Origin of the sequence: Chishuiella changwenlii (genome assembly GCF_900142565.1) — a bacterium.
Lineage (GTDB): Bacteria > Bacteroidota > Bacteroidia > Flavobacteriales > Weeksellaceae > Empedobacter > Empedobacter changwenlii.
Window position 1 is genome coordinate 159,321 of sequence record NZ_FRBH01000009.1, and the last position, 13,906, is coordinate 173,226.

The 13,906-nt window shown below is 29.3% G+C and carries 13 protein-coding genes; 9 read left to right on the forward strand and 4 right to left on the reverse strand.

The features are described from left to right. Positions 1-11 precede the first annotated feature (11 nt). The 3 genes from BUA86_RS12460 to BUA86_RS12470 all read right to left on the reverse strand — a co-directional run bounded on the left by BUA86_RS12460 (position 12) and on the right by BUA86_RS12470 (position 3,735). On the reverse strand, positions 12-1,400 hold the full coding sequence (locus BUA86_RS12460; RefSeq protein WP_072933131.1) for a bifunctional UDP-3-O-[3-hydroxymyristoyl] N-acetylglucosamine deacetylase/3-hydroxyacyl-ACP dehydratase: 1,389 nt from the start codon (positions 1,398-1,400) through the stop codon (positions 12-14). 6 nt (positions 1,401-1,406) lie between these two features. After that, entirely contained in the window at positions 1,407-2,432 is a 1,026-nt protein-coding gene (lpxD, locus tag BUA86_RS12465) for a UDP-3-O-(3-hydroxymyristoyl)glucosamine N-acyltransferase (RefSeq protein WP_072933133.1), read from the reverse strand. Positions 2,433-2,520: 88 nt separating this feature from the next. Beyond that, on the reverse strand, positions 2,521-3,735 hold the full coding sequence (locus BUA86_RS12470) for an HD domain-containing protein (RefSeq protein ID WP_072933135.1): 1,215 nt from the start codon (positions 3,733-3,735) through the stop codon (positions 2,521-2,523). A 246-nt stretch (positions 3,736-3,981) separates the two neighbouring features. On the opposite strand from BUA86_RS12470, the gene porX reads away from it, so the two are divergent. From porX to BUA86_RS12490, 4 genes are read left to right on the forward strand one after another with little or no spacing between them, the layout of a single operon-like run. Beyond that, the gene (gene porX / locus BUA86_RS12475; protein ID WP_072933137.1) at positions 3,982-5,535 is read left to right on the forward strand and encodes a T9SS response regulator signal transducer PorX; all 1,554 of its coding nucleotides are present in this window, start codon (positions 3,982-3,984) and stop codon (positions 5,533-5,535) included. Continuing rightward, on the forward strand, positions 5,536-5,940 hold the full coding sequence (gene tsaE / locus BUA86_RS12480) for a tRNA (adenosine(37)-N6)-threonylcarbamoyltransferase complex ATPase subunit type 1 TsaE (RefSeq protein WP_072933139.1): 405 nt from the start codon (positions 5,536-5,538) through the stop codon (positions 5,938-5,940). It abuts the gene before it with no gap. 4 nt (positions 5,941-5,944) lie between these two features. Further along, a complete protein-coding gene (locus BUA86_RS12485) occupies positions 5,945-7,150 on the forward strand; it encodes an alanine dehydrogenase (RefSeq protein WP_072933140.1) in 1,206 nt (401 codons plus the stop codon). Positions 7,151-7,167: 17 nt separating this feature from the next. Continuing rightward, the gene (locus tag BUA86_RS12490) at positions 7,168-7,527 is read left to right on the forward strand and encodes a hypothetical protein (RefSeq protein ID WP_143147321.1); all 360 of its coding nucleotides are present in this window, start codon (positions 7,168-7,170) and stop codon (positions 7,525-7,527) included. A gap of 138 nt (positions 7,528-7,665) precedes the next feature. Here BUA86_RS12490 and BUA86_RS12495 read toward each other — a convergent pair whose 3' ends face one another. Next, positions 7,666-8,448: a hypothetical protein gene (locus BUA86_RS12495; protein WP_072933144.1), complete on the reverse strand. Its 783-nt coding sequence runs from the start codon at positions 8,446-8,448 to the stop codon at positions 7,666-7,668. A 356-nt stretch (positions 8,449-8,804) separates the two neighbouring features. Between BUA86_RS12495 and BUA86_RS12500 the strand changes: the two genes are divergently transcribed. The 5 genes from BUA86_RS12500 (at position 8,805) to BUA86_RS12520 (ending at position 13,827) form a co-directional block, all read left to right on the forward strand. Beyond that, the gene (locus BUA86_RS12500; protein ID WP_072933145.1) at positions 8,805-9,839 is read left to right on the forward strand and encodes an AI-2E family transporter; all 1,035 of its coding nucleotides are present in this window, start codon (positions 8,805-8,807) and stop codon (positions 9,837-9,839) included. A gap of 24 nt (positions 9,840-9,863) precedes the next feature. Then, on the forward strand, positions 9,864-10,295 hold the full coding sequence (locus BUA86_RS12505) for an acyl-CoA thioesterase (protein ID WP_072933147.1): 432 nt from the start codon (positions 9,864-9,866) through the stop codon (positions 10,293-10,295). A gap of 97 nt (positions 10,296-10,392) precedes the next feature. Next, positions 10,393-10,878: a SixA phosphatase family protein gene (locus BUA86_RS12510; protein ID WP_072933149.1), complete on the forward strand. Its 486-nt coding sequence runs from the start codon at positions 10,393-10,395 to the stop codon at positions 10,876-10,878. Further along, positions 10,875-12,944 (forward strand): polyphosphate kinase 1, encoded by a 2,070-nt coding sequence (gene ppk1, locus BUA86_RS12515; RefSeq protein ID WP_072933151.1) that lies wholly within the window; start codon positions 10,875-10,877, stop codon positions 12,942-12,944. Before BUA86_RS12510 ends, ppk1 begins: the two co-directional genes overlap by 4 nt. Then, positions 12,934-13,827: a Ppx/GppA phosphatase family protein gene (locus BUA86_RS12520; RefSeq protein ID WP_072933152.1), complete on the forward strand. Its 894-nt coding sequence runs from the start codon at positions 12,934-12,936 to the stop codon at positions 13,825-13,827. The genes ppk1 and BUA86_RS12520 overlap by 11 nt, the downstream gene beginning before the upstream one ends. Positions 13,828-13,906: the final 79 nt, after the last annotated feature.

Below are 13,906 nucleotides of genomic sequence, written 5' to 3' on the forward strand. Positions count from 1 at the left end.
CATTCTTTTTATTATTCTTTTGTAATAACTGCCATCATTTCTGCCTCTACAGCAATCTGATTATTTACATATCCAATTCCTTGCATATGTACAATTCCTCTCCTAATTGGTTCTACTAATTCTAGTTTAAACACAAGTGTATCTCCAGGAATAATTTTTCGCTTAAATTTAGCACTTTCAATTTTCATGAAATAAGTTGAATAATCCTGAGGATTTTCTAATTCTCCTAAAATTAATAACCCACCAAGTTGTGCCATTGCTTCAATTTGTAATACACCAGGCATAACAGGTTCTTTAGGAAAATGACCTACAAAGAATGGCTCATTCATTGTTACATTTTTTACACCTACTAATCCTGTTGATGTTTTAGAAATTACCTTATCAATCAACAAAAATGGAGGACGATGTGGTAACAATTTCATGATATCGTTAATATCATAAACTGGCTCTGCTGTTAAATCAAATTCTGGTGCTTTATTGCGTTGAGCTAACTTAATTTGTTTGCTTAACTTTTTAGCAAAATTTGTATTTGTATGGTGACCTGGTTTAGTTGCTATAATTTTAGCTTTTAATTTTTTACCAACTAAAGCTAAATCTCCAACAACATCTAATAATTTATGGCGAGCAGCTTCGTTTGGATAATGTAAAGTTAAATGATCTAAAATTCCATTTGGACGAATAGATACATCTTCTCTATTAAAAGCTTTACAAAGTTTTTCTTTAGTTTCTGGTGTAATCTCTTTGTCAACGTAAACAATTGCATTGTCTAAATCTCCACCTTTTACTAAACCAGCTTCTAATAATTGTTCTAATTCATGTAAAAAACAAAATGTTCTTGCTTGAGAAATATCTGTTTTAAATTTACTGATAGATGATAAAGTTGCATTTTGAGTTCCTAAAACTTTTGTTCCAAAATCTACCATTGCAGTAACTTGATAATCATCAGAAGGAATTGCAGTAATTTCAGAACCAGTTTCTGGATCTACATAAGTTACAATTTCTTTAATACGGAAATACTCTCTGTCTTTGTCTTGCTCTACAATTCCTGCAGTTTCTATTGCCTCAACAAAGAACTTAGAAGAACCATCCATAATTGGTGGTTCTGCATTATCTATCTCTATATAACAGTTGTCAATATCCATCCCCACTAAAGCAGCTAAAACGTGCTCAGTTGTATGAATTTTAACTCCTTTTTTCTCTAATGTTGTTCCTCTTGCAGTGCTTACAACATATTGTGCATCAGCTTCTACTTGAGGCTGCCCTTCTAAATCTGTTCTTACAAAAACAAATCCAGTATCAGGATCAGCTGGTTTAAATGTTAATGTAACATATTTACCTGTATGTAAACCAACTCCTTTAAGTATGGCTTCGTTCGCTAAAGTTTTTTGCTTATCAGACATTAACTTTTACTTTTGTTTGTTTTCTTTTTCTAATTTATCGATTCGTTTCACAATTTCTGGAAACTTTCTAAAATGCACATATGATTTTCTAAAGCTTGATGCATCTATTGCTGGAGAACCATATAATTGAGATTTTGATTCTACATCTGCATTAACACCACTTTGTGCCTGTATTTGTACAAAATCTCCAATTGTTAAATGTCCAACAATACCAACTTGCCCTCCAATCATACAATTTCGTCCAATTTTAGTAGAACCAGCAATACCACTTTGTGAAGCAATTACTGTATTCTCCCCTATTTGAACATTATGAGCAACTTGAATTTGATTATCCAATTTTACTCCTTTCTTGATAATTGTAGATCCCATTGTAGCTCTATCAATAGTTGAACCAGAACCTACCTCTACATTATCTTCTATAACAACATTCCCTATTTGAGGAATTTTTTCAAATGATCCATCTGCTGTTGGAGCAAATCCAAAACCATCAGAACCAATTACAACATTTGAATGGATAATACAGTTTTTACCTATTTTACATCCTTCGTAAACTTGTACACCAGAGTGTAATACAGTATTACTTTCAATTGTTACATTATCTCCTATCGAAACATTTGGATATATCTTCACGTTATCTCCTATAAAAACATTTGCTCCAATATAAGAAAAACTTCCAACATATATATCTTTACCAAGTTCTGCTGAAGAGTCAATTTTTGAATACTCTTCAATTCCAACTTTGTTATTTTTTATTGTATTATAATGCTGCAATAACTGAGTAAATGCTTGGTAAGCATCTTCTACAACAATTAATGTTGAAGAAATAGAATCTGTCGCAACAAAATCTTTACTTACAATAACAATTGACGCTTGTGTAGTGTAAATAAAGTTTTCATATTTCGGATTTGCTAAAAACGAAATAGACCCTTCTTTTCCTTCTTCTATTTTCGACAATGTCGAAACTTCTACATTTGCATCCCCTTTTACGGTTCCTTGCAATAACTGTGCAATATCAGCAGCTTTAAATTTCATAGTCTGCAAAACTAATAATTATTCTTAAATTTATAAAATGATTATTTAAGTAATTTAACTTTTTTGTCAAATTTATTAAATAGCTGATTTATATACTATGATAGTGGTATTTTGTAATATCTTGTTGTAAAAACTGTGTTAACAGACTTTTATCTGAACAAGAAATTTCTCTAACGTCTCCATTTTTAAATAAAACATTTATCGGATTGTCCGATTTATTATAAGGGAGAATTTTTATTGTTGTTTGTTCTACAAAATAACTAGCATCATCAATTTTATACTTCGACTCTACTCTTCTTCTTTCTAATAACAAATCATTTTCTGATAATTCTTTATCAAATAAAAATGATTTTGGTAATGTACGTTGAATAATATTTTTTGATAATTTACTTAAAATAAAATCATCTTCATACTGCCATTCCTTTATCGCAGATAATACATCCGAATCATCTAAGCGTGTAAAAATTTCTAATCCTTTTTTAGATAAACCCTCTTTTTCATTCTCTTCTAAAAAATATCTAAAAGCAGATGTTGCAAATATATTTTTCCCTTCACGAGTTAATTCTTTGGCTCTTCTAAGAACGCTAATTAAGAAATTTTCTGCTGTAAAAGATTTTTTATGGGTGTAAACTTGCGTATACATAAACATTCTTGCCATTAAAAATTTTTCGACAGAAGAAATTCCTTTTGCTTCTATCACCAATTCATCACCAGAAACATTCATCATAGATATTATACGTTCCGGATTAATATTTCCTTCTACAACGCCAGTATAAAAACTATCTCTTTTCAAATAATCCATACGATCACAATCTAATTGACTAGATACTAATTGAGATAAAAACTTTTTAGGATATTCTCCTTTAAAAATTTTTATTGCTAAAGTTAATTGCTGATCAAAATGATTATTTAATTCTTCCATCAATCGAAGAGAAATTTCTTCGTGATGTGAACCATTTATAATAGATTGTTCTAATGAATGAGAAAAAGGTCCATGCCCTAAATCATGTAAAAGTATAGCGATTAATGCTCCATTTTCTTCTTCTAAAGTAATGTCAACATTTTTCCTTTTTAAGGTATTTAGTGATTTTTGCATTAAATGCATACATCCTAAAGCATGATGAAATCTGGAATGACGGGCACCTGGATAAACAGATTCTGTAAGCCCTGTTTGGGAAATTCTGCGTAATCTTTGAAAGTATGGGTGCTGAATAATATGGTAGATAAGTTCGTTAGGAATTGTTATAAATCCATGAACAGGATCATTAATTATCTTTAACTTATTATTCTTTAATGAATTCAAACGTATTTATTTTCAAACAAAGATATAAAATATAGTCATTTATACACTAGTGATCAGGGAAAACATTCTTAAAATATTGTTTAAATTTTATTCTGAGCATTTTTTGGAACTATTTATGTAATTAGAATTTTAGATTTACTGTTTTAAGGTTTAACAAACTATTTTGATTTTAACATTTGACGAATCATTATATTTGATTTAATCTTTAGACTTAACAAAATATATTTTTAATAATAAAATTCAACAATGGCTATAAAAATTTTATGGATTGATGATGAAGTAGACCTACTTAAACCACATCAACTTTTTTTAGAGAAAAAAGGATACGAAACAACTATGATTAATAATGCTACAGATGCATTAGAGGTAATAGAAAAAGAGAATTTTGCAGCTGTTCTTATAGATGAAAACATGCCTGGTCTTAGCGGATTAGAAGCATTACCTAAAATTAAAGAATTGCGTCCTTCACTTCCTGTTATTATGGTAACAAAAAGTGAAGAAGAGCATATTATGGAGGATGCGATTGGTTCTCATATTGCAGATTACTTAATAAAACCTGTTAACCCAAATCAGATTTTATTAAGTTTAAAAAAAATATTAGATTCTAGTAAAATTATATCAGAAAAAACAGTTATCAATTACCAGCAAGAGTTTAGAAACATTGCAATGGAAATGATGAATGCACGTGATTACGAAGATTGGCAAGAAATCTACAAAAAACTTGTTTATTGGGAATTAGAACTAGAAAATATAGAAGATACTGCTTTAACAGAGATTATCGAAAATCAGAAAAGCGAAGCAAATGCAGCATTCTTTAAATTTATAGAAAGAAATTACGAAGATTGGTTACATGATGAAGATGATCGTCCTGTATTATCACACACAATTTTTAATCAGTTAGTTCGTCCACAATTAGGAAAAGATAAAAACGTACTATTAATTATGGTTGATAATTTACGTTACGACCAATGGAAAGTGATAGAACCAATTTTTAATCGTTATTATAATTCCGAAAACGAAAATTTATATTACAGCATTTTACCATCTGCAACACAATATGCACGTAATGCATTTTTTGCGGGGTTAATGCCGTTAGAAATAGAAAATAAATATCCTGATTATTGGTTAAATGATACCGATGAAGGAAATAAAAATATGTTTGAAAAAGATTTGTTAGGTGAACAACTTAAACGTATTGGTTTAGGCGATTTATCTTACAACTATTTCAAAATACTTAATTCTGATTTTGAGAAAAAAATTGCGGATGATTTTAATAATTATAAAAACAATAACTTAAATGTAATTGTTTATAATTTTATTGATATTCTATCGCATGCAAAAACAGATAACAGAATTGTTGGTGAAATGATTCGTGATGATAAAACGTATCGTTCGATTACAAAACATTGGTTTGAGAATTCATACTTAATGGAGATTGTAAAAAAAGCGGCAAACGAAGGAATGAAAATTATTTTAACTACTGATCACGGAACAATTTACGTAAAAGAACCTACAAAAGTTATTGGTGACAAAGAAGCAAGTACTAATCTACGTTACAAATTAGGAAAGCAATTACAATATGATCCAAAAGATGTTTTAGCTGTCGATCAGCCAGAAAAATTCTTTTTACCTAAAGTAAATGTTACATCAAAGTATATCTTTGCAAAAGAAAACTTATTTTTAACATATCCGAAAAACTACAATCATTTTGTAAATTACTACAAGAATACTTACCAGCACGGTGGTATATCTCTTGAAGAAGTAATTATACCAATGATTGTGTTAACACCAAAAAAATAAATGGAATTTATTATTCATAATTTAAACGAATTGCCTGAAGTTGCAAAAGATATTTTTGCCAATCTTCGCTATAAACTAATCACTTTCGAAGGAGAAATGGGTGCTGGAAAAACGACTTTTATCAAAGAATTTGTAAAAACTCTTGGTACAAGTGATGAAGTATCAAGCCCTACTTTTTCTATTGTTAATGAATATGATACCAATAATGGTAAAGTATATCATTTTGATTTTTATCGTTTAAATCATGAAGATGAAGCCCTAGATTTTGGAATTGAAGAATATCTTTATTCAAATCATTACTGTTTAATGGAATGGCCAAATAAAATTGCTAACTTTATACCTGAAGAGCATCACGTTATTACAATTAAAAATATTGATGGCGCTCGTCATTTAAATTTTAAGTAATCGTATGGAAGGTAAAAACATATTTACACCTTTTTCGCAAGAAGAACTAATTACTCAAACAGAGCGATTAGAGGTTCCGCATAAAAAGGAACGATTTGATATTGGAATTCCTAAAGAAACAAATAATCAAGAGAAAAGAGTTTGTCTTTCTCCAGATGCAGTAGAAATAATGGTAAATTGTGGTCACATGATTACCATAGAAACTGGTGCTGGAGAAGGTGCAAACTATACTGATAAAGAATATTCTGAAGCTGGTGCACAAATTTCATATAATACACAAGCCGTTTTTGAAAAGCCTGTTATCTTAAAAGTTGGACCATTAACTTTGGAGGAAATAGAATGGATAAAACCTAATGCATTAATTATTTCATCTGTCCCAGCAAATACATTAAAACGAGAATATTTTCAGAAATTAATCTCAAAACGTGTAGATGCTGTTGGTTTCGAATTTATTCGAGATGAACAAAATCATTTACCTGTTGTTCGTTTATTAAGTGAAATTGCAGGAACAACTGCCATCTTAGTTGCAAGTGAATTAATGAGCTCATCTAACGGTGGAAATGGAATATTAATGGGTGGTGTAACTGGAGTTAGACCAACAGAAGTTGTTATTCTTGGCGCAGGTACAGTTGCAGAAAACGCAACAAGAACAGCTCTAGGGCTTGGCGCTTCTGTAAGAGTTTTTGATAACTCTTTAACCAGATTAAGAAGATTACAACAGAATATAGGTCAACGTGTATCAACTTCTACAATAGATCCTAAAGAATTAGGAAAAGCATTACGCCGTTGCGATTTAGCAATTGGTGCATTACGTGGCGAAACAAGAACACCTTGTGTTGTGACAGAAACTATGGTAGAAAATATGAAGTCGGGTGCTGTAATTATTGATGTTAGTATAGATCAAGGAGGATGTTTTGAAACATCTGAATTAACTACACACGACAACCCAACATTTGTAAAGAATGATATCATTCATTATGCAGTTTCTAACATAACTTCTCGTGTTGCACGTACGTCTACGAAAGCGTTAAGTAATTATTTTCTATCCTATTTACAACAAATCTCAGAAGAATCTGGTTTTTCTAATGTGGTACAAACAGATAAAACTATAAGAAATGGTGTATATTTGTACAAAGGTAGAATTGTAAAAAAGAATTTATGTGATTGGTTTGATTTACCTTTTCACGATATTAATTTATTGATTATATGACGTTTTCGCAAAGATTTATGAAGTATTTGCTAGGTGTCGGAATAGGAATGGTTTTCGTAGCTATGGCTTTCGGACCACGCGCCTTTTCTTGCAACTATTTTCCAAATGCTAGAGTATTAGATGAAGCTTATTCAAAAAAGTTATCTATATCTCCTGAAGCTCAGGCTTTTTTAAAAGCTGAAAGTTTAGATTCAACATTCTTAAAAAAAGAATTATTTAAAAGAAGTAAAGTTGATTTTGATCGTTCTAAAAAAGATCAAGTTCCATGTAGAGAATACATCGCGAATTATGAAAGTAAAGATCAAACTAAAAAATACGATTTCGTATTTGATGTTTGTAGAGAAACATCAAAATTAGTTTCAATTCAAAAGAAATAAAAAAAACAAAAAGGTCGGAAAATATTTCCGACCTTTTTTTATATAAATGAACGTGTTTATTCTTTCAAATATTATATTTATTATTTAGCTAATTTTCTTTTTAAAAGGATTAAAAAAATGGTCTTTAAAGGTATACTCTTAATTATTCTTTTTGTAAATATAAGCTTCATAAGGCAAAGTCTGCCACGCTCCTTTTTCTAAATTATCTAATTTTAATTTCTTGTAAACATTTTCCTCACTAACAATTGTCATTGTAAATTGATTACGATCTAAGATATTCTTTTCAGATAAAGCATAATTAATATCAAATTTTTTCTTTGAATTTTTTTCTATTAATGGACGTAAATATGCATCAATTGCTTCAGTATTTTTAAACTGTTCGTTTTTTGGAAACTGAATTTCAAAATAACCTTCATAAGTAAAATCTGGCTCAACAATAATTAAATTGTAGGGATCACGATAAAGCGCATCTCTCTCTTTTTTATACTCTTTTTCATTTTTATATTGACGCTTTTCTTCTTTATAAATTAACGGATACTTATCTGCAAGTACTGCTAAATTATCTGCATTAAAAGAATAAGGAATTCCATCATGAAAAACATTATAAAAAGTAGGATTAGCCAACCATTGGTCTACAACTTTTTTATCTTTTACAACATAAATCATTAATCCATTCTCTTCTGCTTGTGCATTAGATGCCTGAAAACCATATTCTAATAAAGGTTTTGCAAATTGAATAGCTGCCTGATTTTCTAAAATAAAATTATACTTTTCATTCGCTTTCGTTGCATCTGTTAAAAATGCCATTCCATAAACTTTAGTAGAAGCATCAGAATTCTTGTCATTAATCATAGATGTTACTTGCGCATAAGAAAATGTAGAGAATGCAAGTGAAGCGGTTAATAAAAGTTGTTTAAACATGTATTTCTTTGTTAATTATTATTTTTTATAAAGATTTTCAAATCTAAACCTACTGCTTTACATTTCAAAATAAAATGATTTGTTTTTTAGAAGTTTATCTATTCCTGAGTTTTTAAATATCTTACTTTTCTAGAAATTATTAATACAATAATTAAAAAAGGATAAAATTTATATCGGATATGTTATTTTGAAACATATATTTAGGTATTTTAGAGTTTAGGTTAAAAAAATTAATCTCTCAACTAATTCAATAAAAAATAGTTAGAAAAAAATTATCAAAATTTGTATAAAATCACGATTTTTAGCATTCAATTTGATATTAAAACTAAAAATTTATTATTTAAAAATTGACTTATATGAATATAAAAAAACACTATTTATCAAACAATATATTATTACAAATTCTTTTTATTCTAGTAATACTTATTGTTTTTTCTTTAATCGCTAAAAACCTTCTGGGATTCTTTCCTGGCTTTTTGGGTGCTTTGTGTTTATACGTTTTATTACTAAAGCCATTAAGATGGTTAACCGATAACAAGAAATGGAAGAAGTTACCTAGTGTTATTGTATTGATGTCAATTAGTGCAATTTTAATTATTGCACCAGTTTATCTAGTGATACAAATGCTAACAAATAAAGTTCTTGTTATTTTAAACGATACAGAGAAAGTTAAAAGTGACATTAATGAAACAGTTAAAATGTTGCAAACAAAATTTAATGTCGATGTTTTTAGTGCAACAAATATTGAGAAGTTAACACAAGTTGGAGGAAGTATATTAGAAAAAACTGTAAATGCATCCATGGATATGACTTTACAACTTGGTGTAGCATTTCTTATTCTGTACTTTATGTTGATGAATCATGTAAAACTTGTAAATTGGTTTTATAAGATACTTCCGTTTAAAGTAGAAAATCTAAAGAAAATGAACAGCGACTTAAGAGATTTAATTATTTCTAATGCTGTCGGAATGCCATTAACAGCCTTTTTACAAGCTATTGTAGCCTATATTGGATATTTAATTTTTGGTGTTGATAGCTCTTTTACTTGGTTTGTTCTTACAATTTTTGCTGCAATGCTACCAGTAGTTGGGGCTGCAATAATATATGTTCCTATCGGAATATTTATGTTGACAAAAGGAGATACTGCAAATGCTATAGGTCTTTTACTATATTGTTTTATTATTGTTGGATTATCTGACAATGTAATTCGATTACTATTACAGAAAAAGATGGCAGATGTACATCCTTTAATCACTATTTTTGGAGTAATTGTTGGATTAAATTTATTCGGATTTATTGGAATTGTATTTGGTCCTATCCTATTCTCCTTTTTCTTTTGGTTAGTTAAATTGTATAAATACGAGTTTATAGACCCAAATCCAGAAGATTAAAATAACATTTAAAAAACACAAAAAATGAGTATAGAAAATTTTAAATTCTTCAAAAGCTTAGAACCAAGATGGAGCGACTACGATCCTATTGGTCATGTAAATAATGTTTACTATTTCGAATATTTTCAGATTGGTAGAGCTTATTATATGATGGCTGCTAGTAAAAAATGGCAATGGACAAGGCATATGTTTGTTATTGCACATATGGAAGCAGATTACCAGATAGAATTACGTCCAGATGCAATAGAACCACGTATTGGTGTTCGTGTATCTAAGTTAGGTAATAAGAGTTTCGATTTTGAATATATCGTAACTAGTAAAGGAAAAAACAACGAAGATATTATACATTGTATCGGAAGAAGTACACAAGTAATGTATGATATGGAAGAAAAAAAATCTATTGAATTACCAGATTGGGTAAAAAGTGATTTTAATAGTTTCGAAGGAGAAATTTAACCCCATTCTTCGAAAAAAGTAAACAGTAATTAAGTCTATTCGTTAAATAATGATTAGATTTAATTACTGTTTTTTTATTAACCAAAATCTAAACGTTATGAAAAATCTATTCTTAATGCGACACGCTAAAAGCAGATGGGATGAAAATGTTTCAGATCAATTTCGTTCGATTTCATCTACAGGAGAAACAAAAACAATAAGAGTAGCAACTTATTTAAAGGAAAAATTATCCTTACAATTCGACAAAATTTTTTCCTCTAATGCAACGAGAGCAAAAGAGACTTCAGTAATTGTAAACGAAATACTTTTCCCCTCTCAAAATGTAGAGTTAATAAAAGAGCTTTATACGTTTTCTAGTTTTATTTTAGATGATTGGATTAGGAAAATAGACAATGAATACGAAAATGTTCTTATTTTTGGTCACAATCCCGCCTTTACTGACCTTACAAATCAATTAGGAAATGATATTATATACAATCTTCCTACTTCAGGATTTGTTTGGATTCAATTTGATAATGACAATTGGAAATATATAAACAAAGGTAAAACCATAAAAATTATTGTACCGAAAGAAATTAAATGAAAAAATATATTAATAGAGAAATTAGTTGGTTATCATTCAATGCTCGTGTATTGCAAGAAGCAGCCGATGAAACCGTTCCTTTATCAGAAAGAATTCGTTTTTTAGGAATTTATTCCAATAATTTAGATGAGTTTTATTCTGTACGTTATTCAACAATTTTACGATCAATTCAGTTTAAAGATGTAGAAAAAGTTTATCATAATATTGTTGCAGATCAAACAGATGAAGAATTAATAGAAGAAATTAATGAAATTGTCTACCAACAACGTATACAATATGATGAATTACATCAAAAACTTTTTAAGGAATTAGAAGAACATCAGATTTATGTTATTGATGATAAAAGTATTCCAGACAATTATTTAGATTTTATTTCAGAATACTTTTACAGTGAATTTATTCATACAGTAGGTGTTTTTATTTTAGATGATATCAAAAAAGTACCATCTTTAAGAGATGGTTCTTTTTATCTAGCGATAAAAATGCAATTAAAAGATAAAGTACAATATGCAATTTTAATTGTCCCTTCTCACCTATTTCCTCGTTTTATTGTTCTACCTAAAAAAGACGATAAAACGTATGTCATGTACTTGGAAGATATTATACGTTTTCATTTAAAAGATATTTTCAAAATATTTGATTTCGAATCAATTGAAGCTCATTCCATTAAAATCACAAGAGATAGTGAATTAAATTTTGATAACGATTTAGAACATAGTTTATTAGAAAAAGTTGTACATAGTTTAGAGAATAGAAAAAAAGGAGTTCCAGTCCGTTTAGTTTATGACGCAGAAATTGCAGAAGATACTTTAAAATTCTTTCTAAAGAAATTACGCTTAGATGAATATGATAGTATAAATCCAGGTGGAAAATACCATAACAAAAGAGATTTAATGAGTTTTCCAACTTTTGGAATTCCTGGATTAACATACGAAAAGATAAAACCTATAGCTTTAAAAAATCCTTTAAAATACACAAGCTATTTTCAGTCATTTACTGAAAAAGAGGAAATGATCATGGCGCCTTATCATGACTATTCTCTTTTGCTTAGATTCTTACGTGAAGCCGCTATAGATCCTAAAGTAACAAAAATAAAAATTACCATTTATCGTGTTGCGAAAGATTCGCAAGTTATGCGTTCATTAATTAATGCCGCAATGAATGGAAAAGAAGTTACAGCGGTCTTAGAACTTCGTGCTCGTTTTGATGAATCTAACAATGCCATGTGGTCTAGAAAATTACAAGAAGCTGGCGTAAATGTTATTTTTGGTGTTCCTGGTTTAAAGGTTCACTCTAAAATTGGTTACATAGAACGTAAGCCAGATGGTGATTTAGCAGAAAAATATGTGTTTATAAGCACAGGAAATTTCCATGCAGGAACTGCAAGAGCATATACAGATTACACTTATTTTACAACCAATCCAGGTATAACAAAAGAAGTAGAACAAATTTTTAAATTCTTTGGAGCTAATTATCTTAACCAAAACTATTATCATTTATTAGTTTCTCCGCATGGTACACGAAAAAAGATTGTGAAGATGATTAAAAAAGAAATTAAAAATCATCAAGCAGGATTGCCAGCAGAAATCAACATGAAATTAAATAGCTTAAGCGACAAACAGATGATTGATTTGTTGTACAAAGCTTCGCAGAAAGGTGTAAAAGTTCGTTTAGTTATTAGAGGTATTAACTGTCTTATTCCAGAGGTTAAAAATCTTTCAGAAAACATACAATGTGTTAGTGTTATTGATAAGTTTTTAGAACACCCACGTATTTATTGGTTTAAGAATGCTGGCGATGATAAAGTTTATATTTCTTCTGCTGATATGATGGAACGAAATTTAGATAGCCGTGTAGAAGTTGCATGTCCAATTTACAATCCAGAGTTAAAGAAAATTATTATGGATACTTTTGACATTAGTTTTGAAGATAATGTAAAAGGTAGACAAATTACTGCAAAATCTAGCTTAGCATATAAAAGAAATGATTTACCTCCAAATAGATCTCAATACACAACTTATGATTATTTTTTAAAATTAAACAACCAAGAAGAAAATGAAGATTAGAAAATTAGCCGCGATTGATATTGGTTCTAATGCCATGAGATTATTGATTAATTACGTTTATGAAGAAGAAGGAAAAGCTCCTATTTTTAATAAAACAAGCATTGTTAGGATGCCTATCCGCTTGGGGCAAGACGTTTTTATTGATGGTGAAATTTCTGAAAAAAATACAGAACGTATTTGCGACGCGATGCTTTCTTATGCACTAATGATGAAAGTGTATGATATAGAAGTTTACAAAGCTTATGCTACTTCTGCAACACGCGAAGCAAAAAACGGAAAAGATGTTGTAAAAAAAGTCTTGAAAAAGTCTGGTATCAACATTGAAATTATTGATGGTAAAACAGAAGCTGAATTACTTTTTAATACTGAATTGGGAGATTTTATTAAAGATGAAAAAACATATTTATATGTTGATGTTGGTGGAGGTAGCACAGAATTAACGCTTTTAAAAGAAGGAAAGGTTTATTCTTCAAAATCATTTGAGGTTGGAACTGTTCGTTTATTAGAAGGTAAAGTAGATCCTACAACTTTTGTAGAAATGAAACATTGGATTGATGAAAATATTGGTAAAGAGCCAATAGAGTTAATTGGTTCTGGTGGAAACATTAATCACATTTATAAATATTCTGGTGTAAAATTAGGTTTACCTCTTAGTAGTTTATATGTTAAAAGACAGTATCAGATTTTGCAAACAATGACAGCAGAAGAAAGAATGCAAAATTATAATATGAAACCTGACCGTGCAGATGTTGTTGTGTATGCATTAGAAATTTACAACAATGTTTTAAAATGGTCTCATGCTAAAAAGATACATGTTCCTAAAATTGGTTTATCCGATGGAATTATCCGCAAGGTTTATCAGGATTTAGAAGTTAGAAGTTAGAAGTTAGAAGTTAGAAGTTAGAAGTTAGAAGTTAGAAGTTAGAAGTTAGAAGTTAGAAGTTAGAAGTTAGAAGTTAGAA